26 protein-coding genes, 1 tRNA gene and 2 pseudogenes are annotated in these 25,929 nt (G+C 67.7%); 15 read left to right on the forward strand and 14 right to left on the reverse strand.

The window, feature by feature from the left end:
• Window positions 1-306, reverse strand: a 306-nt coding sequence (locus IEX71_RS19790; RefSeq protein WP_188838816.1) for a putative quinol monooxygenase, incomplete at its 3' end; no start/stop codon positions are given.
• Between the two features lie 108 nt (window positions 307-414).
• On the opposite strand from IEX71_RS19790, the gene IEX71_RS19795 reads away from it, so the two are divergent.
• Window positions 415-1,356: a GlxA family transcriptional regulator gene (locus IEX71_RS19795; protein ID WP_188838817.1), complete on the forward strand. Its 942-nt coding sequence runs from the start codon at window positions 415-417 to the stop codon at window positions 1,354-1,356.
• 370 nt (window positions 1,357-1,726) lie between these two features.
• Here the strand turns inward: IEX71_RS19795 and IEX71_RS19800 are convergent, their stop codons facing one another.
• Both IEX71_RS19800 and IEX71_RS19805 read right to left on the reverse strand, forming a co-directional pair.
• Entirely contained in the window at window positions 1,727-1,888 is a 162-nt protein-coding gene (locus IEX71_RS19800) for a hypothetical protein (protein WP_188838818.1), read from the reverse strand.
• Between the two features lie 43 nt (window positions 1,889-1,931).
• Window positions 1,932-2,588: pseudogene (locus IEX71_RS19805) on the reverse strand (ABC transporter); the annotation flags it as partial.
• Between IEX71_RS19805 and IEX71_RS19810 the strand changes: the two are divergent.
• From IEX71_RS19810 to IEX71_RS19835, 6 genes and pseudogenes are all read left to right on the forward strand, one after another.
• Window positions 2,573-3,058, forward strand: a pseudogene (locus tag IEX71_RS19810) (type IV secretory system conjugative DNA transfer family protein); the annotation flags it as partial. The pseudogenes IEX71_RS19805 and IEX71_RS19810 sit on opposite strands and share 16 nt — an antisense overlap.
• 89 nt (window positions 3,059-3,147) lie before the next feature.
• A complete protein-coding gene (locus IEX71_RS19815) occupies window positions 3,148-4,356 on the forward strand; it encodes a competence protein CoiA family protein (RefSeq protein WP_188838819.1) in 1,209 nt (402 codons plus the stop codon).
• A gap of 135 nt (window positions 4,357-4,491) precedes the next feature.
• Window positions 4,492-4,929: a single-stranded DNA-binding protein gene (locus IEX71_RS19820; RefSeq protein WP_188838820.1), complete on the forward strand. Its 438-nt coding sequence runs from the start codon at window positions 4,492-4,494 to the stop codon at window positions 4,927-4,929.
• 2 nt (window positions 4,930-4,931) lie between these two features.
• Window positions 4,932-5,561 (forward strand): hypothetical protein, encoded by a 630-nt coding sequence (locus IEX71_RS19825; RefSeq protein ID WP_188838821.1) that lies wholly within the window; start codon window positions 4,932-4,934, stop codon window positions 5,559-5,561.
• Window positions 5,562-5,689: 128 nt separating this feature from the next.
• Window positions 5,690-6,010, forward strand: coding sequence for a hypothetical protein (locus IEX71_RS19830; RefSeq protein WP_188838822.1), 321 nt, complete (start codon window positions 5,690-5,692; stop codon window positions 6,008-6,010).
• A complete protein-coding gene (locus IEX71_RS19835; protein WP_188838823.1) occupies window positions 6,010-7,302 on the forward strand; it encodes a hypothetical protein in 1,293 nt (430 codons plus the stop codon). Before IEX71_RS19830 ends, IEX71_RS19835 begins: the two co-directional genes overlap by 1 nt.
• Here IEX71_RS19835 and IEX71_RS19840 read toward each other — a convergent pair whose 3' ends face one another.
• The 6 genes from IEX71_RS19840 to IEX71_RS19865 all read right to left on the reverse strand — a co-directional run bounded on the left by IEX71_RS19840 (window position 7,303) and on the right by IEX71_RS19865 (window position 12,829).
• Window positions 7,303-7,626 (reverse strand): YlcI/YnfO family protein, encoded by a 324-nt coding sequence (locus IEX71_RS19840; RefSeq protein ID WP_188838824.1) that lies wholly within the window; start codon window positions 7,624-7,626, stop codon window positions 7,303-7,305.
• Window positions 7,610-7,750, reverse strand: coding sequence for a hypothetical protein (locus IEX71_RS22615; protein ID WP_229749896.1), 141 nt, complete (start codon window positions 7,748-7,750; stop codon window positions 7,610-7,612). The genes IEX71_RS19840 and IEX71_RS22615 overlap by 17 nt, the downstream gene beginning before the upstream one ends.
• A 242-nt stretch (window positions 7,751-7,992) precedes the next feature.
• A complete protein-coding gene (locus tag IEX71_RS19850; protein ID WP_188838825.1) occupies window positions 7,993-9,186 on the reverse strand; it encodes a tyrosine-type recombinase/integrase in 1,194 nt (397 codons plus the stop codon).
• Between the two features lie 6 nt (window positions 9,187-9,192).
• Window positions 9,193-9,423 carry a helix-turn-helix transcriptional regulator gene (locus tag IEX71_RS19855; RefSeq protein WP_188838826.1) on the reverse strand — a complete coding sequence of 77 codons (231 nt, stop codon included), beginning with the start codon at window positions 9,421-9,423 and terminating at the stop codon, window positions 9,193-9,195.
• A gap of 182 nt (window positions 9,424-9,605) precedes the next feature.
• Window positions 9,606-9,679, reverse strand: a tRNA-Met gene (locus IEX71_RS19860).
• 138 nt (window positions 9,680-9,817) lie between these two features.
• Window positions 9,818-12,829, reverse strand: coding sequence for a UPF0182 family membrane protein (locus IEX71_RS19865; RefSeq protein ID WP_188838827.1), 3,012 nt, complete (start codon window positions 12,827-12,829; stop codon window positions 9,818-9,820).
• Window positions 12,830-12,950: 121 nt separating this feature from the next.
• On the opposite strand from IEX71_RS19865, the gene IEX71_RS19870 reads away from it, so the two are divergent.
• On the forward strand, window positions 12,951-13,496 hold the full coding sequence (locus IEX71_RS19870) for a PPA1309 family protein (protein WP_188838828.1): 546 nt from the start codon (window positions 12,951-12,953) through the stop codon (window positions 13,494-13,496).
• 127 nt (window positions 13,497-13,623) lie between these two features.
• On the opposite strand, the gene IEX71_RS19875 is transcribed toward IEX71_RS19870, so the two are convergent.
• Window positions 13,624-14,745, reverse strand: a complete 1,122-nt coding sequence (locus IEX71_RS19875; protein WP_188838829.1) for a YlbL family protein — start codon at window positions 14,743-14,745, stop codon at window positions 13,624-13,626.
• Window positions 14,746-14,749: 4 nt separating this feature from the next.
• On the reverse strand, window positions 14,750-15,178 hold the full coding sequence (locus IEX71_RS19880) for a molybdenum cofactor biosynthesis protein MoaE (RefSeq protein WP_188838830.1): 429 nt from the start codon (window positions 15,176-15,178) through the stop codon (window positions 14,750-14,752).
• A gap of 244 nt (window positions 15,179-15,422) precedes the next feature.
• On the opposite strand from IEX71_RS19880, the gene IEX71_RS19885 reads away from it, so the two are divergent.
• Both IEX71_RS19885 and IEX71_RS19890 read left to right on the forward strand, forming a co-directional pair.
• Window positions 15,423-16,925, forward strand: coding sequence for a zinc-dependent metalloprotease (locus tag IEX71_RS19885; protein ID WP_188838831.1), 1,503 nt, complete (start codon window positions 15,423-15,425; stop codon window positions 16,923-16,925).
• Between the two features lie 8 nt (window positions 16,926-16,933).
• Complete coding sequence (locus IEX71_RS19890) at window positions 16,934-17,500, forward strand: NUDIX hydrolase (RefSeq protein WP_188838832.1); 567 nt, start codon at window positions 16,934-16,936, stop codon at window positions 17,498-17,500.
• Between the two features lie 20 nt (window positions 17,501-17,520).
• Here IEX71_RS19890 and IEX71_RS19895 read toward each other — a convergent pair whose 3' ends face one another.
• Window positions 17,521-18,183: a response regulator gene (locus IEX71_RS19895; RefSeq protein WP_188838833.1), complete on the reverse strand. Its 663-nt coding sequence runs from the start codon at window positions 18,181-18,183 to the stop codon at window positions 17,521-17,523.
• Complete coding sequence (locus IEX71_RS19900; protein ID WP_188838834.1) at window positions 18,180-20,204, reverse strand: sensor histidine kinase; 2,025 nt, start codon at window positions 20,202-20,204, stop codon at window positions 18,180-18,182. Before IEX71_RS19900 ends, IEX71_RS19895 begins: the two co-directional genes overlap by 4 nt.
• Window positions 20,205-20,380: 176 nt before the next feature.
• Here IEX71_RS19900 and IEX71_RS19905 point away from each other — a divergent pair, with 176 nt between their 5' ends.
• Together IEX71_RS19905 and IEX71_RS19910 are read left to right on the forward strand one after the other, a co-directional pair.
• Window positions 20,381-20,611 (forward strand): hypothetical protein, encoded by a 231-nt coding sequence (locus IEX71_RS19905; protein ID WP_188838835.1) that lies wholly within the window; start codon window positions 20,381-20,383, stop codon window positions 20,609-20,611.
• Window positions 20,608-21,102, forward strand: a complete 495-nt coding sequence (locus tag IEX71_RS19910) for a hypothetical protein (protein WP_188838836.1) — start codon at window positions 20,608-20,610, stop codon at window positions 21,100-21,102. Before IEX71_RS19905 ends, IEX71_RS19910 begins: the two co-directional genes overlap by 4 nt.
• Before the next feature lie 48 nt (window positions 21,103-21,150).
• Here the strand turns inward: IEX71_RS19910 and IEX71_RS19915 are convergent, their stop codons facing one another.
• On the reverse strand, window positions 21,151-21,723 hold the full coding sequence (locus IEX71_RS19915) for a M48 metallopeptidase family protein (protein ID WP_188838837.1): 573 nt from the start codon (window positions 21,721-21,723) through the stop codon (window positions 21,151-21,153).
• 140 nt (window positions 21,724-21,863) lie between these two features.
• Between IEX71_RS19915 and IEX71_RS19920 the strand changes: the two genes are divergently transcribed.
• The 3 genes from IEX71_RS19920 to IEX71_RS19930 are packed head-to-tail and all read left to right on the forward strand — an operon-like array spanning window position 21,864 to window position 25,896.
• The gene (locus IEX71_RS19920; protein WP_188838838.1) at window positions 21,864-22,148 is read left to right on the forward strand and encodes a DUF2249 domain-containing protein; all 285 of its coding nucleotides are present in this window, start codon (window positions 21,864-21,866) and stop codon (window positions 22,146-22,148) included.
• Window positions 22,121-23,242, forward strand: a complete 1,122-nt coding sequence (locus IEX71_RS19925; RefSeq protein ID WP_229749897.1) for a DUF8744 domain-containing protein — start codon at window positions 22,121-22,123, stop codon at window positions 23,240-23,242. Before IEX71_RS19920 ends, IEX71_RS19925 begins: the two co-directional genes overlap by 28 nt.
• Window positions 23,239-25,896: a multicopper oxidase domain-containing protein gene (locus IEX71_RS19930; protein WP_188838839.1), complete on the forward strand. Its 2,658-nt coding sequence runs from the start codon at window positions 23,239-23,241 to the stop codon at window positions 25,894-25,896. The genes IEX71_RS19925 and IEX71_RS19930 overlap by 4 nt, the downstream gene beginning before the upstream one ends.
• Window positions 25,897-25,929 lie beyond the last annotated feature (33 nt).

A 25,929-nucleotide genomic window follows, 5' to 3' on the forward strand; every position in this document is an offset into this window, starting at 1 on the left:
GAGCTTGGACGCGAGGACGTCGGCCGCCAGGATCTCGGGTGCTGCGCCGAGGAGGTGCTGGTTGGCCGTCAGGGCTGCGACGATGGCGCCGTTGGCGTGGGCGTCGCGAGCGGCCTCGTCGGGGAATGCATCGAAGATCCAGAAGGTGTCGGCGTGGGTCCTGACCGCGAACCAGACAATCGTTCCTACTTCTTCGTTGGCGAGCGCGACAGCGCCAGCGAGCAGATCGGCGAGCGCGTCGTGCTGTCCATCGGCCGCGACGATCTTGGCGACGAAGGCATACGGAAGTGATGCGGGTGTGGACATGAGGGGTTCTCCTAGGTGTCGAGGTTTCTTGATGAAGCGAGTTCAGCGTATGACGAGCAAGGGCCGGTGAGAAGTGGCGCATACGACAGTATTGCTATTGTTCACGCCATGCGTATCGGACTGATCGCGATCGACGGCTGCTTCGGTTCGGCGGTCGCGTCGGTCATCGACATCATGCGGGTGGCCGACGCAGCCCGCGGCGATGTCGACCCGCGGATCGACCCGATCGAACTCGCCATCCTCGGACCGAAACGGCGAGTGACCACGACAGCATCGATGACCCTGTCGGTGGACCACCCGCTGTCGGAGTCCGCAGAGTTCGACGTGGTCGTCGTCCCTGCGCTTGGAACCCTCACGGCCGCCGCTACCAACGACGCCCTCCAGAGCCGAGATGCTCGTTCGGTCATCGCCTCGCTCGGGCGTCTCGACGACGCGACCACCCGGATCGCCGCGGCGTGCACCGGCGTGTTCGCTGTCGCCGAGACCGGACGGATGCATCATCGGCGGGCGACGACCAGCTGGTTCCTGGGGCCGGAGTTCCTGAAGCGCTATCCGACCGTCGCCCTCGATCTCGACACCATGGTCGTGGTCGACGGGAACCTCGTCACCGCCGGCGCCGCGTTCGCCCACATCGACCTCGCGCTCTCACTCGTGCGATCGATCAGCCCCGACCTGGCCCAACATGTCGCCAAGCTCCTCATCATCGACGAGCGTCCGTCGCAGGCGGCCTTCGTCGCCTACGAACATCTCCGGCACGAGGACCCGATCGTCGTCGAGTTCGAACGCTTCGTGCGCGCCCGCCTGGACGAACCGTTCAACGTCGCCTTCGTCGCGCAGTCGCTCGGCACCAGCCGGCGCACCCTCGAACGACGAGTCCGTGCGGCGCTCAACCTCACTCCGCTCGGCTTCGTCCAACGGCTTCGCATCGAACGAGCTCGGCACCTCTCAGCAACCACGGACCTCACCTCCGCCGAGATCGCGCGACGGGTCGGCTACGCGAACGCCGAGACTCTGCGCTCCCTCCTGCGCAGGGAGCGACGCCGTTCCTGACCTATCGCCATGCCTGTAGCCGGTGTCCTAGTGCTCGACTGGAACCACCTCTCAGCACGTCGCGTCGACGCTCCTGCGTCGCCCCTGGACGACCCACTCGACACGCCCGCAGCACAGGCCATATGACGTGCCCCGGCTTCCCGGACGGTCGGGGTCGGGTGGCTGTGATGTCGCTGCGTTCTCGTCGAGGGGGTCAGCAGACCCGATCAGGGTCGATTGGGATGAGACGCGAAGGCGGTCAGGTCAGGGCGGCCGAAGCCGGCCAGCGGGGTAGCGTCGGACACGTCGAGGTCTTTCGGATGAATGACGTAGGAACCTCCATCGTCGGGAGACCTCGACGTCTATCTGCGGACCGACGCGCCCGGCCGACCTACACCCTCATCTGGGAAAAGCCGTGATAGACGGCTGACAGCGATTCAGTGCTGTCCACGGCGATGAGTCCCGGAGCAAGAAGCATCACTTCATGCCACGGCCCCTCCAGGTCGGCCAGGTCGGTCAGGTCTTCCGAGGTCCAAGCCAGGTAGACGGTCATGTCGCCATCCTTGACGACGTGCTCAGCGGCGGCCGCAGCCGGATCATGTCCGCTCGAGCCGCCGTGCCAGGTACGGCGCGGTCACGCTTTCGTCGGCCTGCGCGATGTCGGCCGGCGTCCCGGTCGCGACGACCCGACCGCCGGCGTCGACTAGCCGGTGCAGCTGACGCAGCAGGAGCGCGGTGTCGGCGGGGTGCAGTCCGGAGGTGGGTTCGTCGAGCAGGTAGAGCGTATGGCCTCGGTGCGCGCGCTGGAGCTCGGTAGCGAGCTTGATGCGCTGTGCCTCCCCGCCGCTCAGCTCGGTCGCCGGCTGTCCCAGTGGCAGATAGCCCAAGCCCACCTCGCGAAGCGTCCGAAGGCTGCGTACGGCGGCCGGCACGTCGGCGAGGAACGTCGCGGCATCGTCGACGGACAAGGCTAGGACCTCCGCGATGTTCTTGTCGCGGTAGGTGATCTCGAGCGTCTCGGAGTTGTAGCGATCGCCGTGGCACGTCGGGCATGGTGCGTAGTTGCCAGGCAGAAAGAGCAGTTCGACGGAGACGAAACCCTCGCCCTGACAGGTCTCGCAGCGGCCCCCGGCGACGTTGAAGGAGAAGCGGCCGGCGCCGTAGCCGCGAGCCCGGGCCGCGTCCGTGGCGGCGTACAACTTCCGCACGGCATCGAACATCCCCGTGTACGTCGCGAGGTTGGACCGCGGCGTCCCCGTCGCTGCCCGTGCTGATGGCTGAAGGCGGCGGCACCGGTATCACCACGATGCCGGTCCTCCAGTCGCTATCCCAGGCGCGCGACAAGTGGGGCGACCACGCAGCTGGCGCCATCTGGGACGCCTCCATCGCCAAGATCATCCTCGGCGGCACCTCCTCCGCCCGCGACCTTCAAGACCTATCCGCGTTGATCGGCGAGCGCGACGAGAAGACCGACAGCGTCTCCATCGGCGATTACGGATCCCGATCCCTGCAACGCTCGACCCGCCGCGTACCGATCCTGCCGCCCGAAGCGATCCGGACCTTGCCCTTTGGGACCGCACTCGTCCTGCTTCGCAGTTCGCCACCAGTGATGACCGACCTCCGGCCATGGCATGAACGCATGGAGGCTAAGGAACTGCGAATCAGCAGGTCGTCATGCGAGCACGCGTTGCAGCGGCAGCAGCAGGGAACCATGCCATCTTGATCAGGTCCGCCTGCTGATTCCCGTTTGGCGTCCCGTCCGGCAAGTTGTGTCGGCGGGTCAGGATACAAAGTCTGCGGGAGGTGAAGTCGATGCCGCTGTCAGGACTCATCGATGGGGAGCGAGTCGTCAGTTGTCTGCTCAGCGACGAGCAGTGGGCGACGCTCAAGGACGACGTCCGGGAGAAGCGTCGGACAATCACGATGCCTTGCGGCTGGAGGGGCATGGCTAAGACCAGCCAGCTCGGCACCCAATACTTCGCACACGCCCCCGGAGGTGATGGCTGCAGCGCTGGCGAGAGTGCCCAACATCTGCGCGCAAAGGCGGTGATCGTCGAGGCCGTCTCGCGGGCGGGTTGGATCGCGGCGACTGAGGTGCCTGGTGACGGATGGGTCGCGGACGTGATGGCGACCAAGGGCGGCGTTCGGGTCGTGTTCGAAGTCCAGTGGTCCCGGCAGAACCTCTCTGACTACCGGCTCCGACAGGAGCGCTATCTCGACTCCGGTATTGCTTCGGTTGCATGGTTCGCACGTCACGTCGACGGTCTCCCGGAGTCCGACAAGCAGTTGCCCATCTTCGGTCTTGAGATCGACGACGAGGGCGAGACCACAGCAGTGATCGGCACCGCGACCATCTCGCTCGCCCAGGCGGTGGACCGGCTGCTGAATCGCAGATTGCAGCACCGCGACTACGTTGCCAGTGGTCGGACTGCCCTAGCCGAAGTCGACGCTGGAGTCATGGATTGCTACCGCTGCCACGAGAGCTTCGGCGTCTGGCGCGTGCGTCAGACTGTTGTCGAAGGGTTGTGCGGACGTAAAGAAGCTCGACGACTGGTCCCCCGAGTCTTTGCCCAGAATCGACCAGAAGCACTCCCCGAGATCCGCGTGGCCGGGGAGTCCCTATCGCGCGACCTGGGTGTTGCTCCGGGTCGAATCTTCCGCCGGCGCACTCAAGCCGCCGGCAAGCACTACATGGCCTTCACCTGCCCTCACTGCAACGCCACCTGCGGCGACATGTTCGTTGTCGAGCTATTCGAAAACGGAGGCACCGCCCGGAGCGACCAGACTCAAGTCTCACCGTCGGTGATACCACTCCCGCATTGGTGTCTCGCCGGAGATGAGGGACCGTGTCCAATTCCTCCGCCAGGAGTGATTGCCGAGTACGAGCGACTCTATGCACCCGACCGCGCCCACGATCCTGCAGAACAGACGACCGTCGATCACGCTCATGTCGGTCACATCGGATCGTCCTCGGGCATCCCGATCCACCAAGCGCTGGGTCGAATGTTTGGCCGACGGTGATCCGACTTTCCTGATCAGGACACAACTCTGATGGTCACCTGTCATGGATTCCTCAGAAGCGTTCGCAACACGACGCGCACCTGATCACTGAGAGCGATCGCCGACCTCGGCGCCGCGCGAGGTCAGGAGTCGATGATGACGATCCCCACCCAGATGAGCCTGCATGGCTTCATCGCCACCGCACCAGAGTTGACCTACGGCAAGAGCGCCGTCGCCAGGTTCCGCGCACGGGTCGGCATCGAGCAGTGGCGCAAGGAGCCTGACGGCACGTTCACCAAACTCGACCCGCAGTTCTGCGACATGGTGATGTTCAAGTCCTCGGCCGAGCGCGCCTACGCACGGTTCCGTGCCGGCGATCAGTTCGTCGCCTCCGGCTACGTCCACGAGTACGAGTTCGAACGCGACGGCGACACCGTCGAGCGGGAGGAGTTCGTTGCCCGCCGGATCGGACACGACACCGCCCGCACCCGCTACAGCGTCGAACGACCTGCTGCTGAACGTGACACCGGGAACGATGTCGGCCGCGACGCCCAACGGGCGGTTGAGCCGTCCACGACCGCTGTCGGGATCTGACCATGACCGATGCCCCGGAAGTGCCGGGCGGCGCAGATCCGTCGGTGCTCGATGTGGAGCGGCATCCGGTCTTCGACACCTGGCAGAACTTCAACCAGGACGGCGTCGCCTCCGACGCGGCTGAGTCGGAGTGGCCGGGATCGTTCGAGCCGGGGTCGTTGGACGAGCCGCTAGGACCGATCAACTGGAACACCCTCACAGCCGACGAGGCTGAAGCCGAGTGGCTCGACCTCAACGCCTGGGTCAACTGGCTGCGCGGCACGTACGGGCTCGCACCAACCGAGCTCCCACCCATGTGGCATCGCCATGACGAACTCGTCTGGGAGTTGTCCGCCCTGCACCTGCACTGGCTGAACTCCTACGGCCCCGACGCCTCTCCCTCCTCCCCGTTGGCGTGGCACCGCGACTTCGCTGACGCACGGCAACGACTCCGGGACTGGGTCGCCGCCTGCGGCACACGACTGGACCGCGACCGTCCCACCCGCCAGACAGCCTGGCCGGGCGAGCCGGCAGCCGTCCCCGGCTCTGAGAAGTCAGTCACCGATCGCGATGCCGACTTCGTGCAGTTCGTGATGGAGGACGTCATGGCGCGACGCCAGGTCGAAGCCGAGGTTGAAACCCGCGCCTCCTAGCGCCGTGTTCCAGTCCTTGTGGAGAACTCGCCGCTGTCCACAGCGCGCCCGACTGATCACCCGCGCGGCCCAGTCCGCGGGCGACGGTGGCAGTGCGCGCACCTGATCCTCAACGAAGGGACACCCTCATGCTTCTCGCTCACGCGGTCACCCTGGCCGAGGCCCGCTCCTACATCGCAGCATTGGCTGGCCAAGCAGCCACGTTCGACGGCTCGGTCGAGTACGAACACGCGCTTCTCTACCTCGACCTGATCCACGGCCAAGACGTCCCCGCACTCGACACTCAGGGACTTACCGACGACCGAGCCATCCTGCACGCCATCGCCGTCAGCGCCGTCAAGGAACTCACCGACCACGGCGTCGACACTCTCCAAGTCGAACTGCTCCTCGACATGCTCGACGTCGCCCGCGACCGCGACAACCCAGACCCCGAGCCCAGCGGGTTGTGATGTACGGCGACAACACCGCGGCCCTGCGCGACAACCTGGCCGCGCTCATGCAGATCACTCGCAATCACGAGGGACTCGCCACGCTCACCCCGGCCGAGGTCGCCATGATCTCGTCGTTTCGCACCAGCCTGACTTTGTGGTGCCAGCAAGCCGTTCGAGCATCGAACCCCGACGGTGAACGGGGCGGAAGCACGCCGCGGACCCGTGGCCCCGCTGAGGAACTGCGGTACCGACTCGACCAAGCCAGGTCGACGTACACCGCTGCCCTGCCGGGCCTGGGTCAGCTCACCGAGCCGCACCGCAACCACGTCGTCGACCTGTGGCGGCGTGCAGCGAAAGCGGCATCACTCGGCGAGCACGACTTCCCCGCAGGCTTGACCTACGGCGAACTCACCGAACCCCAAGCCATGACCGTCCTCAAGGACGCTGCCGAAGTCACCCGCGCCCTTACTGGGCTCGACCGGCACTACACCGCGACCGTTCAAGGTTGGGAGCCCATCACCGAGGCCGACCAGATGGGTCGTGCCGCCGTCGTCTGCGCCGCCCACGCCGGCTACGACGAGCCCGACTACAGCATCGACCGGCGCGGCTGGCATCCCCCTGTCCAACTCGTCGGCGGACCACGACTACATGGACTCGACGGTGTGCTGCAGGCACAGAACAACCTGCTCTTCCACCTGCGCCACCAACCCGACGGCTACAGCCTGCGACTCATCCTCGACTCCCAACGCATCGTCTCCACCCACGCCGCAACAATCAGCGAAGCCGCTGGCGCACCCAGTGCGCTCGTGGAACGCTGGCGCGATCGGGCAGAGACCCACACCCGACTCGTCGATCAGACCCGCAACCTGCGCGGCCTCGTGGGCACCGGCCACGCAGCCGGACAATGCGCCCTTGCAGCCGCTCACATCCGTGCTCTCCCCAACACTGGGCATACGCACCCGCGACAACTGCGACACCTCGATGCGCTGTTCGCCCACATCGACCGCCGACTGGCCGAGACCATCACCGCAGGTGCCGACGACCGCAGCTACCTGATGCGCGTCTCACTACCCCGGATCGACCTCAAATCGCCAGGCGCGGTGAAGGCACTGCGGGCACGCCACATCCCACTCGACGTGCCACGCCGTGCGCCAGTGCTCGACACCGTCAAGGAGCGGCTGATGCCCGCGCGGACGCCTGCGACCGTAGCCAGCACCTCCATCCGGTCACGCGCGGGCTTCATTCGCAGCATCGACTCGGCCCCTAGGCGGCCCGGCAACACATCTCAGGTTCCGCGGCTAGCGCTGTGATCAGGCGCTGAGTGCCTTGCGGCGGACCGCGGCCAGATCGGTCTCCAGCTTGTCGAGTGCCGTCTTCAGGTCATCGGCCGGGGCAATCGCCTGCAGGACCAGGGACCGCACCAGGGTCGAGACCGGCAACCCGCGCTGCTCGGCATAGGCGGCCAGTTCCTCGAACTCATCGTCACGGAACCGGACCTGCAGGTTGCGTGCCCGAGGATGTCCACGCGTGACCTTCACGTGCGCAGGCAAGGGCGCTTCAGGGTCACTCGTGGCCTCGGCCTCCTCAACCGCGATCGCCTCCTCGGCGAGCAGTTCGTCAATCGTCTTGCTCATCGGTTTCCCCTTCCTGCGTCTCGTACGTTCCGGAACTGTAGATGTGGCGGTCCTTGGAGTTGGCTGGCCAACCGTTGACGCCGTACTCGGTGCCCTCGTGCTCCACCACGATGACGGTGAGCACTGCGTCACCGATGATCGAATAGCCGATGATCCGGACGCTCTTCCCGCTTGTGCTGTTGTAGTCCGGATCGATCAGAACCCGGTCAGCGTCCGAGAGCGCGGTCGTTGGCCATCTCGGGAGTGACGTGGTGTTTGCGTTGCATGTACGCGCCACGTTTCGACCAATCCACCCTCTCGAACACGCCACTATCGTAATGCAGATCATTACGGATGGGTAGTGGCGTGACCCGGGCCGGTTCGCTCTCAGGATCCATCGGTCCATCCCTTCGGTGCGAGCGACTCCAAGATCTCCGCCGTCACCGGATTCACGGCTTCGTCCGGCTCGATGTAGTGCTCCTTGGTGATCTTGGTCGAGGAATGACCAAGCATCTCCGCGGCCAGATCGGCGCCCCCAGCGCGGTCGATCACTGTCGCCACCCTTCGCCTGAACGAATGCGGTGTGACTCCTTCGATCCCAGCCTCCTCCATGACAGCTCGGAGACGGCGACGGACGTTGTTGGTCGTCAGTGGCGTCTTGTTGCGCGTGAAGAAGATCAGGTGCTCAGGATCCTCGGGTCCGATCTTGGCCAGGCGCGCACGCAGCACCTCAGCCGTGAACGTTGGCACCGACACCGTCCTGGTCGATTTCTGTGTCTTGGGATGGGGCTGCCTCTGGGTTGGCTTGCCGGCCGGCGACACGATCGTCCCCGAGATCCGCACCGTCGCGGGCGTGCTGGTCACATCGACATCGCACTTGCGGATCGCGAGCTCCTCGCCGATACGTGCCGACGTTCCGAGCATGACTTCGATGATCTGCTCCAACTGTCCGTCGGGTGGCGGTCCTGAGATGCCCGGGCCTCGACGCCAGCCACGCACTGCCGACCGGATCGCTTCCACCTGGCCTGCCGTGAGTGCGGTGGCTTGCGACGGCGGCTTGTGGAGCCGAGATGTGTCCCGAACGGGGTTCTTCGGGAGCGCGTCGTAACGCATGGCGAGGCCAAGCGCCAGGCTGAGGACGGTTCGCGCCTGCTTGGCGGTGCTGTAACTCTTGTTGATGGCCAACCCCTTGAGGAAGCGGTCGACCTTGCTCACGGTGATCTCCCGCAGCGCGTATCCCTCGAACGCCGGCATCACCAGTTGTCGCATGTTTCGCTCATACAGGGCCCTCGTGCTCTCGGCGAGCTTCGCCTCCAAGTCGAGGTCGGCAAGCCAGACGTCCACCAGCGCGGTGAAAGAACTGTCCGGCGACAACTCCCCACTCGACCGGTACGACATCCGTTCGGCCAGCACCTGCTTCAGATTGCGCTCGGCCTCGCGCTTGGTCGCTCCCGTCGCCGAGACGCGGCGGACCTTGCCGTCGTCGTCGCGATACCGAGTGCGGGCACGGACCTGCCCGCCCGTGGCCTTGATGAACGAGACGTCCCCGAACGTGCCGATCGGCGTCCTGGGCCTAGCCACGACGACTCACCTCCCGTCGAGCGAGTGCCCCGGCTCTTGCTCCCGTTGGGTCGCCAGCCAGGCGTGGACGTCGCTCACGAAGTAGCGGAGCTGGCGCCCCACGTGAACGGCACACGGACCGCGTCCAGCCAGACGCCAGTCGTAGAGAGTCCTGACCGGAACGTCGAGATAATCCGACAGGTCCTCGATGCTCATCAGCGGTTCCAGTCCGCCGATCGTCGTCTCTGAGGTCTTCATACTGGGTAGGTGCGCCGCTGCGACCGCACTCCCCAGCACCAGACGCGCTGGCTCCGTAGCCGGCGTGAGGAGCGACCTCGATGCGGGTTCCTGGACCGAGTTTTCGGTCCGTAAGTGGTACCTGGTTCAAATCCTCAAATGCTTTCAGGCTCGGAATCCGTGGATTCCGAGCCTGAACTTTGTAGCGGGGGCAGGATTTGAACCTGCGACCTCCGGGTTATGAGCCCGGCGAGCTACCGAACTGCTCCACCCCGCGTCGGTGAACCCAACACTACGCGACGGTGGCCGGAGCGCCAAATCGGCGCCCGGTGATCTCGATCAGCATGCCGACGGGCATGCCAGACACGCGCCATACAACGCGATCGGCATATTGCGCGGGCGCGACGCCGGTGGCTTACTTGCTCGTCGACTTCGGTGCGGGTGAGGACGAGGAGGTGCCGCCCTGTGCCTCGATCGCCTTCTTGATCGCGGCCTTCAACTTCTTCTGGTCCTCGCCGTATGCCGCGAAGTCACCCTTCTTCAGGTCCTTCTCGCCCTGCGCGTACCACTTGTTCGCGTCCTCGAGCGCCTGCTTGACCTCGGCGTTGCTGGTCTTGGAGGACTTGGACGGCGTGGACGACTTCGAGTCCGACGAGGACGGTGACGGCTTCGTCGACGGTGGCGGAGACTGGCCCGAATCTCCTGCGCTGGCACCGGAATCGCCGCCGAACAGCTCGTTGAGCGCTCCGTCCAGGGTGGTGTCCCAGGCCAGCTTGTCGCCGAACCCGACGACGACCGCCTTCAGCAACGGGAACGACGTCGTGCCCGCCGCCTTGACGTAGATCGGCTCGACATACAGCAGACCACCACCGACCGGCAGGGTGAGCAGATTGCCCTCCTGCACCTCGGAACCGACCTGCTTGTTGTAGGTCAGGAACTGCGCCAGCGTCTGCTTCGTGGTGGGTGAGACCGCTTGGGAGGAGTTGATGTCGTTCTGGAACTGCCCCGGGCCCTTGACCGTGACGTTACGTGGCATCTCCAGGATGCGGAACGTGCCATAGCCGGCGCTCTTCTTGCCCGGCGTGGATCCGGCGTCCGCGTCGACCGTCATGAACGCCGCGAGGTTCTGCCGGTCACCGGTCGGGATGAAGGTCGAGGTCAGCGAGAACGTCGGCGACTTCTGATCCGGCATCGCCACCGACAGGTAGTAGGGCGGCTGCTGCTCGCGGTTGCCGCGCGCCGGATCGGTCGGGATCTGCCACTGGTCGTTGCCCTGGAAGAACTGGCCCGCGTCCGTGACGTGATATTTGGTGAGCAGCTCACGCTGCACCTTGAAGAGGTCCTCCGGGTAGCGCAGATGCGACATCAGCCCGGCCGGGATCTTCGACATCGACTTCACCGTGCCGGGGAACGCACTCATCCACGCCTTCAGCACCGGGTCCTTCTTGTCCCAGGAGTACATCGTCACCTCGCCGGTGTAGGCGTCGACCGTCGCCTTGACCGAGTTGCGGATGTAGTTGACGCGCCCACCCGCGAGGTTGCGCAGGTTGTTCGAGGACGTCGTCAGCGCGTCCTCGGTGGCGTTGCCGAGTGACTGCAACTGGGAGTTGGGGTAGTGCGCGGACGTCGTGTAACCGTCGACCACCCATTGCACGTGACCGTCCTCGACCACCGGGTAAGGGTCGCCGTCGACGGTCAGCCACGGAGCGACCTTCTTGACCCGGTCGACCGGGTTGCGGGTGTCCAGGATGCGCGAGTCGGAGTTGATCGACCCGGTGAACAGGAAGTTGAGGTCGTGATATTTCATCGCGTAGGCGACCTTGCGGTTCAACGAGCCGACGCCCACGCCACCGTTGCCGGAGTAGGTGGTGCGTTGCTCCCCACCGGAGGACGTGCGCGGATAGTCCAACTCGCGCTTCGGGCCGTTCGCGGTGCCACCGACGATCGAGAAGCGCGGTGAGGACTCGCCGAAGTAGATGCGCGGCTCGAAGTCGCCCAGCTTCCCGACGGGCGGGATGTCGGACTCCATGAAGACCGGCTGGCCGTCCTCGGTCCGCTCGTTGCCGTATGCCGCCACGACACCGAACCCGTGCGTGTAGACCGTGTGGTCGTTGACCCAATTGCGTTGGGAATCGGGCACACCCGACAGGTCGATCTCGCGGACACCGACCACGGTGTCCTCGGTGTTGCCGTCGATCTTGTAGCGGTCGACGTCCAGCGTGTTGCCGAACTGGTAGTAGTTGCGCTGTCCCTGCAACTGCCGGAAGGTCGGCGACACGATCGACGGGTCGACCAGCCGGATGCCGGGCACCGTCTCGGCATCCTGCGCGAGCTGGCCCGCGCCGGTCTTCTTGGTCGGCGTGTAGGACTTCACCTTCACCTTGTCGAGGCCGTATGCCGCCTTGGTCGCCTTGATGTTCTGGGAGATGTATGGCGTCTGCAGCGACTGCTCCGTCGGGCGCACCTTGAAGCGCTGCACGAGTGCCGGATAGATCGCGCCCAGCACCACGGCACAGACGATCAGCAGCACCAGGCCGACGACCGGCAGCCGCCACGTGCGGGTCCAGATCGTCGCGACGAACAGCGCCGCACAGATCACGGCTGCTCCGGCGAGCATCGCCTTCGCCGGCAACACTGCGTGCTGGGCGGTGTAGTCGATGCCGGTGAAGAGCGAGTTGTCCGTCGCGGTCAGGTCGTAGCGGCCCAGCCAGTAGGCCACCGCGCGCACCAGCACCAACGCCGCCAGCAACAGCGACAAGTGGATGCGTGCGGAGCCAGTGGTGTGAACGCCCTTGTCGCGCAACGCGATCCCGCCATACAGGTAGTGCATGACGACCGCTGCGATGAGCGACAGGATCAGCGCCATGGTGAGGAACCCGATGACGACCTGCAGCCAGGGCAGCGTGAAGACGTAGAAGCCGATGTCCTTGTGGAACTCCGGGTCCTCGGCACCGAAGCTCTGCCGGTTGAGCCACAGCAGCGCGACCTTCCACTGCCCGATCGCCGCCGACCCGGTGAAGAGGGCGAAGACCGCCGGCACCAGCCAGAAGGCGGCCCGCCGGAACGGCTCGATCGCCTCTCGGTAACGGTCCATCGTGTCGAGCTCCGCGGTGACCGGCGCATAGATCGGCCGCTGCCGATAGGCGAGCCACATGCTGACCCAGATCAACCCGCCGGCCAACAGGGCGCCACCGACGAACATCGTCGCCTTGGTGAGGTATTCGGTCCGGAAGACCGACGAATAACCGATGCTGGCGAACCACAACTGGTTGGTCCACACGTTGGCCCAGACCTGGGCCAGGACCAGCAGAGCAATGATCGCGCCCGCGACGATGACCACCCGGCGCGCGCCGATAGGTCCGAAGCGGCGCACCGTGCGCACCCGGTCGTCGTGCTCGTCGCCGGTGGGCTCATCCGAAGAAGTCAACGTGGGCCTCGTGTCCAAAGGTGCCGGTGGTGTGCCAGGTACTGAAGGACAAACCTAACCCGTGCTCCTATGAACGGCCCCGGGCACCGTGGGAATCGAGATGGTGCGGCAACATTGCAGTATGCCGTCCGACGACTCCGCTCCCCTCGCCAAGCAGGTCCTCAGTCCGCTGGCCGAGTGTGCCCTGGACACCGAGCGCCACGTCGCGTCCGCCGGGTGGGACCAGTCCCCCCGCCTCTTCGCGATCGCGCGCAACTCCGATCTGCTGGCCCGTGAGCCCGGCCTGGCCGGGCAACTGCGCGGCGCCGACCCCTCGGCATACAGCACGGTCGAGCAGGAGGGTCTGCCGCAGACGTCCAACATCGAGAGCCTGCTGCGGCAGCTGGCCTGGCCGGCCGAGGTCGACGGTGTCGCCCTGGCCCTCGAGCGGATCGTCGTGCCGCCCGAGGCAGAGCGGGACCTGCCGGAGAACCCCGAGGCCGCCGCCGAGGCGCTGGCCGCCCACCCGGATCGCGCCGACGTCCGACTGCTGGTCGCGGTCCTGCGCGACGGTGAGTCGATCTGCCTGCTGCGCCAGCGCGCGCACGACACGGACGACAAGGTCGCCGTCGGGAAGGACATCGCTCCCGGACTCGTGCACGCCTTGCAGGTCACTCTCGACGACTGAACCGACGCACGTCATACGCCGAGAGGACAGGCAATGACCGAGGGGACAGGGAAAACCGCCCGAATTCGGCCTGTTTTCCCTGTCCTCTCGGCAAACGGGTGTCCTCTCGGCGAGGAGGGTGTCCGGCTCAGCCGCAGCCGGTGAAGCCGGTGGTCCTGCCCGCGGCGATCTGCTTGAGCGCGCCGATCGCGTCCTGCACGTTGTCGATCCTGATCACCGTGAGCCCGTCGGGTTCGTGCCCCTTGGCCTCGGAGCAGTCGCTCTTGGGTGCCAGGAAGAACTTCGCGCCGGACCGCTCGGCACCGAGCATCTTCTGTCGGATGCCGCCGATCGGCCCGACCGAGCCGTCCTCGCTCATCGTGCCCGTGCCCGCGACCTTGTGGCCACCCGTGAGCGCTCCAGGGGTGAGCAGGTCGTAGATCGCCAGGGTGAACATCGTGCCCGCGGACGGCCCGCCGACGTCGCCCGCGTTGACCTTCACCTCGTAGGGAAACTTGTATGCCGGCGTGATCGCGATGCCGAAGACCGCATGGCCGTCCTCGCCCGCGCTCGTCGGCACCTTCAGGTGCATCGTCTTCGTGCCGCGTTTGACGGTGACCGGGACCGTGGTGCCCGCCTTCACCTTGTGCATCACGGTGGAGACCGACTCCAGGGTGGACACCTTCTTGCCGTTCAGCTCGACCAGCACGTCCTTGACCTCGAGCTTGCCCGTGGCGGCCGCGCCCTTCTGCAGCTGCGCCACCCGGATCGTCTCGGGCACCGTGACGCCGGCGGCACGCATCGCCACCACCTCGGCGGTCTGCTGCGAGTTGGTCATCTCGGCAGTGCTCTGCTGCTCGACCTGCTTGGAGGTGATGCCCTTGGGGAACCACATCTCCTCGGGGTAGATCTCGGCGTCGTCGTCGATGTACTTCGCCTTCAGCCACTCCATGACGCTCACCGGGTATTGCGGCCCGCCGGCGATCGACACCGTGGTGAAGTCGAGCGCCCCGGACGTCGGGTAGGTCTTGGCTCCCTTGACCTCGATCACCGGCTTGCCGGACTTCTCACCCAGCGTGTTGGTGACCGGACCCGGCCGCATGATCACCTTCGGCACGTGGATCAGGTTGAGCGCGGCGATCGCGATGACCACCACCAGCGCCAGCACCAGGAGCCCCGTGTTGCGGCGGCTGAGCCTGCCCCCTGAGATGTTGTTCCCCCCGGCCTGCGCCCCGCCCGTCGGCTTGCCGTGTTCGTCCACACTCGTCATCGATCTACAGTCCGACCCATTCGTCACTTCCGTCGCGGAACACCTGGTGCTTCCAGATCGGCACCTGTGCTTTGAGGGTGTCGATCATCTCCTTGCAAACTGTGAGCGCCGCACCCCGGTGCGGAGCGCTGACCGCGACCACGACCGCAGTGTCGCCGATAGCCAGACGACCGGTCCGGTGCACGGCCGCGAGCGCGGTGATCTCGTCGGTCAGCACCGACTCGGCGACCTCGCGCAGCGTGTCGACCGCGCTCGGGTGTGCCGAATAGTCCAACAGTTCAACGGCTTTGGCGTGGTCCTGCTGTCGGACCGTCCCCACGAACAGCGCAACACCCCCGGCTGCCGGGTCGCTGACGGCGGCGAGCGCCTCGTCCACCGTCAGCGGGGTGTCCCGCAGATCGACAAGACGCACCCGCGGGTCTGGCACCGTCATACGCCGTCCTCCTGATTCTGCTGCGAGCGAACACCTGCCGGGCAGCGGAACGCCACCGGCCTGTTCGTGGTTGTCTAGTGGAGAGCCTATTCACTGCGTTCGGCGCGCATTCGCCGCGTGCCTCATCCGGGCATCCGGCAAGGAGGCGTGTTCCGCGTGGCAGGGCGTCAGCAAGCTGCCGCCGTGCCAACGCGGCCCAAGCTCGCTGTGCTGGTTCCGAATGGACTTCGAGGACGGAGAAGAGATGTCTGACTACCCACCCGAGCGCCCCGACGACGACTTCGGGGACGAGGAGCCACAGCAGCCCGACCTGTCGGAGCTGTTGCGGTCGATCCTCGGCGGGGACTCCGACAACGACCAGCTCGCGGGTGCCCTCGAGCAGATGGGCGTCCAGGGCCTGAACCCACAGATGATGGAGGCCCTGCAGAGTCAGCTGCAGGCGATGATGTCGGGTCCGGTCGACGGCCCGGTCAACCTGGAGTTGGCAACCGACGTCGCCCGCAAGACCGTCTCCGCCGCCGGCGACAGCAGCGTGAGTTCCAGCACCGCACGCGACGTCGAGCAGGTCGTGCAGGTCGCCAACCTGTGGCTGGACGAGGTCACCGAGTTCGCGGCCGTCGGCCCGGCCAAGGCGCTCAGCCGCGCCGAGTGGGTGGAGCAGACGATGCCGATGTGGCGGCAGCTGGTAGAGCCCGTCGCAGGCGGGGTCAACGGCGCGATCGAGCGCGCGATGGGTGAGCAACTGCGTCGTCTCGACCCTCATCAGGCCGACGAGATGGGTCTGCCACCGGGCATCGACCCCTCGGCGATGATGGGCCAGATGCAGCCGATGATGGCGCGGATGAGTGCCGGCATGTTCGGCGCGCAGATCGGTCAGGCCGTCGGTGCACTCGCCGGCGAGCTGGTCAGCGGCACCGAGGTCGGCCTCCCGCTCACCGACGGCGTCGTGATGCTGCCGGCCAACGTCAGGGACTTCGCCGAGGGGCTCGAGGTCGACGGTGGAGAGGTGCACCTCTACCTCGCCGTCCGCGAAGCCGCCCGCGCGCGGCTCTTCGCCTCCGTCGCGTGGCTGGGTCCGGCGTTGATCGCCGCCGTGCAGTCGTATGCCGGAGACATCTCCATCGACACCGATGGCATCGAGCGTGCGGTGGCGGACGCCGACACGTCCGACCCGGCAGCGATGCAGGAGGCCCTGCAGGGGTCGCTCTTCAATGACGAGCCCTCCGAGGCGCAGCAGCGCGCCCTCGCCCACCTCGAGACGCTCCTGGCGCTGGTGGAGGGCTGGGTCGACGTCGTCGCCAACCAGGCCGCCGGCAAGCACCTGCCGCACACCGACCAGTTGTCGGAGGCGGTCCGCCGCCGCCGCGCGTCGGGCGGGCCGGCCGAGCGGCTCTTCGCCTCGCTGGTCGGCCTGGAGCTGCGTCCGCGCCGCTTGCGCGACGCTGCCCAGGTCTTCACCCAACTGGAGGAAGCACTCGGCGCCGCGGAGCGCGACGAGGCCTGGAAGCACCCCGACTTCGCACCGACCACGGCCGACCTGGACGATCCCAGCGGCTATGTCCGGCGTCGCCAGTCACCCGAGGAGAGCGCGTCGCAGCCCGACGAGGTCGACGCCGCCCTCGAAGCCCTGCTGGCGCAGGGCACCGCGGAGCTGGACGCCGAGCGGGACGAGCCCGGTGAGGGCGGCGAGGGAAGCGAGGGAAGCGAGGGAAGCGACAACAACGGCGACGGGGACGACAAGGCTTGAGCACCCCCATGACAGCGTCCGATCTGAACATCCCGGACCGGAAAGTGCTGCGCAACAATGCCTTCGAGGTCCTGCGTGCCGCAGCGCCGGGCGCGGTGCGTGACGCGTTCGAGGCACACCTCGCGGCATACGACGACGCCCTGTGGCGCGATGGTCCACCGGAGCACTTCACCGCCAGCGCAGTCGTCTTCTCCGCGGACGGCAGCCAGGTGCTGCTGGTGCTGCACAAGAAGGCGCGGTTGTGGCTGCAGCCGGGCGGTCACTTCGAGGACGGCGACCGCTCGGTGGCGGGTGCCGCACTGCGGGAGGCGACGGAGGAATCCGGCATAGACGGCCTGACCCCGGTGCCCGGTGCACTCTTCCTGCACCGGCACGACCTGGTCGCTGCGTTCGGGCGCTGCACGGCGCACTGGGACCTCCGGGTCGCGGCAGTCGCGCCGCAGGACGCCCGGGTCACGGTCTCGGACGAGTCCGACGACGTGCGCTGGTGGCCGGTCGATGCGTTGCCGGAACCGACCGACCCGGACCTGGCCGACTGCATCGAACAACTGCGGGCACGCCTGCTCTCGGCCTGAGAGTCTGCCGCGCCCGGAGCTCACCGGTCACGGCCGAGCCCGGCCTCCCGTGCGCGCACGATGGCGGCGGAGCGGTCCGTCACCTGCAGTTTGGCGAGGATCGCCGACAGGTGGTTGCGCACCGTCTTCTCGCTGAGCCCCAGCGCCGCCGCGATCGCCGAATTGCGTCGACCCGCCGCCAGTAGGTCGAGCACCTCCCGCTCACGAGTGGTCAGCTGCGGGAACGCGCCCTGGGCGTATCGGCTCGTGGATTCCAGGTAGAAGCCCACGATCCGGCGCGCCACCGACGGACCGAACGCCGTCCCACCGGCCGCCACGGTGAGGATCGTGGCGACCAGTTCGTCTGCGTCGACGCCCTTGAGCAGATAACCCCTCGCGCCGGCCCGCATCGCGCCGAAGACGCTCTCGTCGTCGTCATGCATCGTCAGCACCAGCACCGGCAGGTCCGGCTCGGTCCTGCACAGCTCACGGGTGACCGCCACACCGTCGAGATCGGGCATCTGCAGGTCGGTGACGACCACCCGGGGTCGGGTCTGCTCGACCAGCGCCAGGAGTTGCCGGCCGCTCGCCGCCTCGCCGACCAGCGCGATCCGTGGCTCGGCCGAAAGCACCGCAGCGACCCCGTAGCGGTACATCGGATGGTCGTCGGCCAGCACCACCCGGACCGGTTCGCTGCCGGTCACCCCTGCTCCTGACGCAACAACGGAACCCGGGCGAGCACCTGCGTGCCGTGCGGGTGCCGGTCCGTGATGGTCACGTCGCCACCGACCGACCGTGCTCGCTCGCTCATCGACGCTCGGCCCACTCCCGGTGTCGAGGACCCCAGTCCGATCCCATCGTCGCGGACCTCGAGCACCAGACACGCCCCGTCGCAGCGCAACGAGACCTGCGCCGAGCTCGCAGCCGCGTGTCGTACGACGTTGGTGATCGCCTCGGTGGCGATCCTGTGCACCGCCACCTCGACCGGCAGACCCACCGACGGCAGCGCATCGACATCGACCGCGACTCGCACCGCTCCCAGCGCGTTGACGACCTCGGCGTGCGCCGCGAGCGCTTCGTGCAAGCGGCCGTGCTCCAGGCCGGCTGGGTCGAGATCGCTTATCAGACAACGGATCTCGCGCACCAGATGCTTCATCTCGCCATGAACGACAGCAAGAATCTCCCGGGTGCGCTCGGGGTGCTCGCTGCGCAGCGCTGCCTCGACACCGAGGGCAGCACCCGACAGCGACGGTCCGACGCCGTCGTGCAGATCCGCCCGCAGCCGGCTGCGCTCAGCGGCTCGTACCTCGATCACCCGGGCTCGGGACTCCTCCACATCACGCGCCAGTTGCGTTGCGTGGACGGCGACGGCGACCGGGACCGCGAGGGCGTCGATGAGCGCACGGTCAGCACGTGAGGGCGGGTCGCTCGGCGTTCGCCAGCAGACCCGCAGCATGCCGACCTCGCCGGTGTCGCGACTCAGGCCGACCTCGTGCGCGGAGTGCGCCTGCACCCGACCGGCACGGGCCAACACCTGCCCGTCAGTGCCCACCACTTCGACGCATGGCGACCGCACCGATTCCGCGACCGCGGCGACCACCGCGTCCAGGTCCGGGCCGAGTGCGCCACCCATCACCGGCCCCAGTCGACCGAGTGCGCGGGCCGGCTCGGCACGGTCGCCGTACACGAACCGGCTGATCCAGCGGGACAGTCCCGCGTAGGCGGGGCGCGCGAGCAGCGCGATCGCCGCGGCAGCGAAGAACGGCGAGACGGCACTGGACCGCGACGCGAGTCCCGCGGCGGCGACCGCCGCGAAGTAGGCGCAGGCGGCCAGCCCGATCAGTGCGCCGTAGAGCAGGCCACTGCGCAGGATGAGCTTGATGTCGAACAGCTGGTAACGCACCACACCGACCAGGAGGGTCACGGTCGTCAGCAGCGTCACGACGAAGAGCACGACCGGCAGACCGAGCACGGCGGCGAGGATCACCGGAAGGACGGACACCACGAGCCAGGCCAGTTGCTCGCGCTCCGGGGAGGCGGCCCGGGCGAGGCGCCGGACGGTCCAACCGAGGGTGACCGCGGACAACAGCACCGAGCCGACGACCCCCACCGCCGCCGCGCCGAGGAAGACCGGCTGAAAATGACCGTGGCTCAACGGATTCGATCCAAGGTGATGTCCTGGCGCGACACCGCGGTACGCATCGTCCAGGCCGGACAGCCCAGCAGCGAAGAGAACGCTCATGACCCAGCCCAGCCGGACCACCCAGCGAGCCAGTCGTGTCGTGGCGCGACCGGTCGGATAGATCGCCGGCAGGACAGTCGCACCCAGGAAGAGCGCCGTCGCCCAGAGCCAGGAGCCGAGCCAGGCCATGAGCGACCGGCCGGGCAGCGAGAGATCGTATGACGCGAGTGTCCAGCCCTCGCCGAGGATCGCGATGGCGTTGACGGCCCCGGCATACATCAACAACCAGCCGACCCGGTTCGCCGGACGCAGCCACATCAGCACCATGGCCACGCCGCCGAAGACGATCCCGTTGACGACGTTGTTGATGACGTTGTCGTGCATCATGCCGACGAGACTGCGTCCACCGGGGCCATGCGCCAGCCAGGCGCCGGCGACCGACGCGATGATGACCGGCACCCCGCAGGCGATGCCGATCCATCGCGCGCCGATCCGTGGCTCACGGACCATCGCCGTTGCGGCCGGTGTGCTGACAGTGGTCATGCGTCCTCCAGGGACCCCATCTTGGCCCCGAAATGCCCTACGACTTGGCATTTTTCGGCCGGAGAACGTCCCGGTCGAACCGGGACAACAGCCCCTGCCCGATCGTGCGCGACACCAGCACGCTGGATCTTCCAGGCGACCCACCCGGGTCCGGCCGAGGAAACAAGGAGACCGACATGAGACAACTACGGGAGCACCCACTCACGACGCTCGGCGGGCTGCTCGCCGTCGCATTCGTGCTGTTCATGTGCAGCGGCATCCCCGCCCTGAAGAACGCCCACCACGGAACCAACCTGGTGCTCGGCAACATCTGCTGGTTCGGATTCCTGCTGACCGCGCTCGTTTTCGTGATCGCTGGGGTCTACACCCTCGCCCACCGGACCGGCCACGCGCGGAGCGCATCGTGAAGAGCGCCGGCCTGCGCTGCTCCGGTGCGGTCTTGACCGCCATGGCCGCGTTCGCCGTGGCGGCAGCACCGGCCGTGGCCGACAGCGGGCAGCGCATCGACAACCCGTGGACCGAGCAGGACGTGACCCAGGTCGACGGCATCGGCCCCGGATGCCCGGCCTTCACCGGCACCCTGGTGGAGGACCTGACCGGACGGGACGTCGGCTTCCTGACCGCGGACGGCATCGCCCACGTGCACACCACCGTCGAGGGTCAGGTCACGCTCTCCCCCGATGCGACCTCGGCGCCGAGCTACCGCGGGTCTTACACGATGATCCAGACCGGCACGTACCCCGACGACGGAGCGGACACCAGGGTGATGACCCGGACCGTCAACGGCACGATCACGGGCAGCGACGGCACGTCATACGACCTGCACGAGACGTTGCACCTGAGCGTCGACGGTCGGGGCACGACACGCGCGTCGTTCGATCACCTCGCCTGTCACTGACGGGCGGCGCTCACCGCACCAGTGCAGCCGTGTTCTTGATTCACTGCATCAGCCGTCGAGCGCCGAGGTCGGCAACGAACCGGGCTCGTCCGGCTCGTCGTCGGCAGCGGAGGCCGGGATGCCCGATCCGAAGGCGACACCGTCGAGATAGCCACGTGCCCGCTCCAACCGCGGGTAGGCCTCCAGCAGCGACCAGAAGCTCTTGCCGTGGTCGGGCTGCAGCAGGTGCGCCAGCTCGTGCAGCAGGACGTAGTCGCTGACGTATTCGGGCATCCCCTGCAGCCGGTCGGACAGCCGGATCGTGCCGTTGGCCGGGGTGCAGGAGCCCCATCGGGCGTGCTGGTTGCCGACCCACCGCACCGAGACCGGATGCGCCAGGCCGCCGAGGTAACGGATGGAGAGCTGCGTGGCACGCTCCATCAGCTCGGCGTCGGTCGACCGCCCCTTGTCCGCGGCGGCCTGGACCTTGCGGACCATGTCGGCGACCAGGCGCTGCTCGTCCTTCTTGGACAGCCGCGCCGGGACCAGCACCACGATGCGGTCGCCCTCGCGGTATGCCGACACCGTGCGCCTGCGCCGCGCGGAGCGCCGCACTTCCACTTCGGGTGTCGGCGACGTCATACGTCGAACCTAAGCGATGCCGGTGACATTGGCGACCATCTCGAACGCGGAGCACGGACCTGCCGATTCGCTCCGCGCGGCCGGGAGGAGTATTTTTCACAATGCAATGTTGTAATAAATACGTCCACCCGAGGAATGTGATGACCGAACTGCCGATCACCGAGGCGCACAGCTGCGGCTGTGGCTGCTCAGACTCCGCCGGCCTGCCCGAGCTTGACACCCGAACCATCCCCCACGCGCTGCGGCACGGTGCCGTCTTCGGCGCACTGGCAACACTGCGGCCCGGCGAAGGTCTGGTGCTGATCGCGTCCCACGACCCGAAGCCGCTGCTCGCCCAGATCGCCGAGAGCAGCGAGGGTGCCATCGAGATCGCCTACCTGGTCGAAGGCCCGGAGGCGTGGCACCTGCGTATGACGCGGCGCTGAGCACCCCACGCCGGGGCGGAGCCACGCGCGCGCCGCTGCGCGCGTGGCTCCTCGTCCCCGCGGGACTCAGTCTGCTGGCCGGGCTGGACGCCGCGCTGCTGCTCGCCGACGCCGCCGCGCCGGTCCGCAACGGGACCTTGCCGGCGCGACACGGCGTGCTGATGACGCTCGGCTTCCTCGGCACGCTCATCGCACTGGAGCGCTCGGTCGCGTTGCGCGCCATGTGGGGGTATGCCGCGCCGGCGCTGCTCGGCGCAGGGGGGAGCGCTCTCGCCGTCGGACTGCCGGCACATGCCGGCGCGGTCCTGCTGGCTGACGGCGGCGCGGTGCTGGTCGCCGTCTACGGCAAGCTCTACCAGCGCCAGCATGACGAGCCGACAGCGGTGGAGGCACTGGGCGCCGTGGCCGCGACCGGCGCGGCGGTGCTCTGGCTGCGGCTTCCCGTTTCCGAGCTGTTGCTCTGGCTGGTCGCCTTCGTGGTGCTGACGATCGCCGCCGAGCGCGTGGAGCTGGCTCGGCTGCACCTACCTGCGCGTGCCGGACACCTCCTGATCGCCGGGGGTGTGCTGCTGATGCTGACCGCGGTCGTGTCGCTCGCGTGGCCCGACCTCGGCGACCACGCCGCTGGGGGCATCCTGCTGCTGATCACCGCCGCGCTGGCTCGGCACGACGTGGCGCGCCATACGATCCGGTCGCCGGGGGTGCCACGACTGTCCGCGGCCGCGTTGTTGGGCGGTTACGCCTGGCTTGCCGTCGCCGCCGGCGTCTGGCTGTATGCCGGAACCCCAACAACCACAGCGCAATACGACACTGCAGTGCACGGCGTCTTCCTCGGTTTCGGCATGTCGATGGTGATCGCGCACGCGCCGGTGATTCTGCCTGCCGTCATACGCCGGCCGATGCCCTACCACCCGATGCAGTGGCTGCCGCTCGTCGTGCTGCACCTCAGCCTGGTGCTGCGCCTGCTCGGCGGAAACGCCCTCGGCATACAGAGTCTGTGGACCGCCGGCGCCTTGCTCGGCGTCGTCGCACTCCTGCTGCTACCTCTCACGATGCTCGCGAGCATCCTCGTCCCAGGGAAGTCCACGACATGATCGCCGCACCCTCCCAGCGCCCCGGCCCGGGCACTGCCGCTGTGAGCCCCACGCGTGGCAGATGGGCTCTGCGCGACCAGCCGGCGGTCGGTTGGATTGTCGGCGCGGTCGCGGTGGCGTTGCTGCACCCGTTCGTGGCCGACTCGCACTGGCTGATGGTGCACATGATCCTGCTCGGCGCCATGACGCACGCGGCGATCGTGTGGAGCACCTATTTCGCCCAGGCGCTGCTGAAGACGTCCGAGGACGTGGACCCGCGACGATTGCAGTCCGCGCGCATCGTGCTGGTGATCATCGGTGTCGTGTGCGTGCTGGTCGGAGTGCCGACCGCACACTGGCCGCTGGTGATCGTCGGGGCGTCGCTGGTCTCGTGCGCCGTCCTCTGGCACGCAGTCGCCCTCGCGGTCCGGTTGGGCAAGAGCGTCGCCCGCCGCTTCCGCACCACCGTCCACTACTACCTGGCCGCGGCCATCTGTGTGCCCGTCGGCGCCGGGTTCGGAGTGGCGTTGGCCAAGGGATCCGGCGACGAGTGGCACGGCCGGTTGGTGCTCGCCCACTCGATGACCATGCTGCTCGGCTGGTTGGGGCTCACCGTGCTCGGCACGTTGCTGACCCTGTGGCCGACGATGCTGCGGACCCGCATGGACGAACGCGCCGAAACCCTTGCGCGGCAGGCGCTTCCGGTCGTCCTGGTCGGGTTGATCGGCATCGACGCTGCCACCCTCGCCGCGTCCCGTCCGGCCGCCGTCGGCTGCTTCGCCGTCTATGCGGCGGGCGTGTGCTGGTGGGGGCGAGCGCTGCTCCGGCCGGTGCGCACCAGTCCGCCGAGACATGCCTCGGCATACTTCGTCGGCTCCGCGGTGGTGTGGGCTGCGGTCCTGCTGATCCTGGTGCCGGTCGAGGTCGCGACCGCCGCGTCCTGGGGCCGGGTCACCGACCGGTATGACGCCGTGGCGACGATCGCCGCGGTCGGTTTCGCCTTCCAGTTGCTGTCCGGCGCGCTGTCGCACCTGGTGCCGGTCGTCATCGGCGGCGGCGCACAGGTGGTCCGCGCCGCCCAGGTGTGGTTCGACCGTTTCGCGGTCGCGCGGATCACGGTCGTCAACCTAGGCCTGGTGCTGTGGGTGACGCCGACCCCGCCGGCCGTGCGTGACACCGCGAAGCTGCTGACGCTGGTGACACTGCTGACCCTGGTGCCGTTGATGATCCTCGGCACCACGGCCGCCGCGCGGCTACGCCGGGAACTGGCGGACGACCACTCGCTGCGCGGCCGGAAGCTCGGCGTGGACCCCGGCATCTGGTCATCGGGTCAGCTCGTCGCAGGTGTCGCGGTGATCGCACTCGCCGTGAGCATCGGCATTGCGTGGAATCCGACCGGCATCGGCGCGGTCGACGCCGGCGGAGACACGCACGCCGTGCAGGCCACCGGACACACCACCACGGTGCGGGTGACCGCGGCCGACATGCGTTTCCACCCGTCGTCGGTCACGGTGCCGCGGGGCGACAAGCTCGTGGTCGTCCTCACGAACACCGACAGCTCGACGTCTCACGACGTCGCCTTCCCGAACGGCGCCAAAGCACCTCTGCTCGCCAAGGGCAAGAGCGCGCGGGTTGAGGTCGGGGTGATCACCCACAGCATGCAGGGCTGGTGCACTGTGCCCGGACACCGAGCAATGGGAATGGTTTTCACCGTCAAGACGACTGACGCCCCCGCTACAGCGATGGGCCACTCCGCCGCCCCGAAGCGTGCTGTCCACGCTGACCGCGCGTTCCCCGCGTCGTTCCGCGCAGCCGATCCGAGCCTGCCGCCGCTCACCGCTGCGACGGTCCATCACGTCACGCTGACCGTCCGCGACGTCGAGATGGAGGTCGCTCCCGGCATACGCCAGAAGCGGTGGACCTACAACGGGAAGGTCCCGGCGCCGACGTTGCACGGGAGGGTCGGCGACACCTTCGTCGTCAAGCTGATCAACAAGGGATCGATGGATCACTCGATCGATTTCCACGCCGGCGAGGTCTCCCCCGACCGGCCGATGCGAGAGGTCGCGCCGGGGCGCTCGTTGACCTACCGGTTCACAGCGCATCGCGCCGGCATCTGGATGTATCACTGCGCGACGATGCCGATGACCGCGCACATCGCGGCCGGTATGGCGGGCGCGGTCGTCATCGAGCCACCCGGCCTGCCGCCGGTGGATCGCAGCTACCTCCTCGTGCAGTCCGAGGTGTATGTCGCCGGCGACGGCCGCTCACCGGTGCGGGAGGTGGACGCCGACACGGCGGCGAAGGGAACACCTACCTTCGTCACCTTCAACGGTGCGGCCGACCAGTACGACGCCCGACCGCTCACCGCGCGGGCGGGTGCACGCGTGCGGATCTGGGTCCTCGACGCCGGCCCGGCAAAAGCGTTGAGCTTCCACGTGATCGGGACGCAGTTCGACACCGTCTACGCCGAGGGCGGCTACCTGCTCAAGCGCGGCAAGGACGGCTTCGGTGACGTCGACGGCGGCGCGCAGGCGCTGGCTCTACAACCCGGCCAGGGCGGGTTCGTCGAGTTCACCCCACCGGCCGCCGGCCACTATCCGTTCGTCAGCCACGTCATGAACGACGCCGAGCACGGCGCGCACGGGACCATCGAGGTGACGCCCTCCCGATGAGACCCGTCGCCACGGCCTGTGGACAACTTCTGC

Source organism: Flexivirga endophytica (assembly GCF_014640635.1).
Classification (GTDB): Bacteria; Actinomycetota; Actinomycetes; order Actinomycetales; family Dermatophilaceae; genus Flexivirga; species Flexivirga endophytica.

What these genes read in the sequence shown, in the direction of transcription:
- IEX71_RS19885 (WP_188838831.1), top strand. Translation starts at nt 15,423, where the DNA reads ATGTCTGACTACCCACCCGAGCGCCCCGACGACGACTTCGGGGACGAG.
- IEX71_RS19880 (WP_188838830.1), bottom strand. Translation starts at nt 15,178, where the DNA reads ATGACGGTGCCAGACCCGCGGGTGCGTCTTGTCGATCTGCGGGACACC.
- IEX71_RS19835 (WP_188838823.1), top strand. Translation starts at nt 6,010, where the DNA reads ATGTACGGCGACAACACCGCGGCCCTGCGCGACAACCTGGCCGCGCTC.
- IEX71_RS19840 (WP_188838824.1), bottom strand. Translation starts at nt 7,626, where the DNA reads ATGAGCAAGACGATTGACGAACTGCTCGCCGAGGAGGCGATCGCGGTT.
- IEX71_RS19800 (WP_188838818.1), bottom strand. Translation starts at nt 1,888, where the DNA reads ATGACCGTCTACCTGGCTTGGACCTCGGAAGACCTGACCGACCTGGCC.
- IEX71_RS19795 (WP_188838817.1), top strand. Translation starts at nt 415, where the DNA reads ATGCGTATCGGACTGATCGCGATCGACGGCTGCTTCGGTTCGGCGGTC.
- IEX71_RS19825 (WP_188838821.1), top strand. Translation starts at nt 4,932, where the DNA reads ATGACCGATGCCCCGGAAGTGCCGGGCGGCGCAGATCCGTCGGTGCTC.
- IEX71_RS19905 (WP_188838835.1), top strand. Translation starts at nt 20,381, where the DNA reads ATGAGACAACTACGGGAGCACCCACTCACGACGCTCGGCGGGCTGCTC.
- IEX71_RS19855 (WP_188838826.1), bottom strand. Translation starts at nt 9,423, where the DNA reads ATGAAGACCTCAGAGACGACGATCGGCGGACTGGAACCGCTGATGAGC.
- IEX71_RS19920 (WP_188838838.1), top strand. Translation starts at nt 21,864, where the DNA reads ATGACCGAACTGCCGATCACCGAGGCGCACAGCTGCGGCTGTGGCTGC.
- IEX71_RS19890 (WP_188838832.1), top strand. Translation starts at nt 16,934, where the DNA reads ATGACAGCGTCCGATCTGAACATCCCGGACCGGAAAGTGCTGCGCAAC.
- IEX71_RS19875 (WP_188838829.1), bottom strand. Translation starts at nt 14,745, where the DNA reads ATGACGAGTGTGGACGAACACGGCAAGCCGACGGGCGGGGCGCAGGCC.
- IEX71_RS19900 (WP_188838834.1), bottom strand. Translation starts at nt 20,204, where the DNA reads ATGACCACTGTCAGCACACCGGCCGCAACGGCGATGGTCCGTGAGCCA.
- IEX71_RS19915 (WP_188838837.1), bottom strand. Translation starts at nt 21,723, where the DNA reads ATGACGTCGCCGACACCCGAAGTGGAAGTGCGGCGCTCCGCGCGGCGC.
- IEX71_RS19930 (WP_188838839.1), top strand. Translation starts at nt 23,239, where the DNA reads ATGATCGCCGCACCCTCCCAGCGCCCCGGCCCGGGCACTGCCGCTGTG.
- IEX71_RS19870 (WP_188838828.1), top strand. Translation starts at nt 12,951, where the DNA reads ATGCCGTCCGACGACTCCGCTCCCCTCGCCAAGCAGGTCCTCAGTCCG.
- IEX71_RS19820 (WP_188838820.1), top strand. Translation starts at nt 4,492, where the DNA reads ATGACGATCCCCACCCAGATGAGCCTGCATGGCTTCATCGCCACCGCA.
- IEX71_RS19830 (WP_188838822.1), top strand. Translation starts at nt 5,690, where the DNA reads ATGCTTCTCGCTCACGCGGTCACCCTGGCCGAGGCCCGCTCCTACATC.
- IEX71_RS19815 (WP_188838819.1), top strand. Translation starts at nt 3,148, where the DNA reads ATGCCGCTGTCAGGACTCATCGATGGGGAGCGAGTCGTCAGTTGTCTG.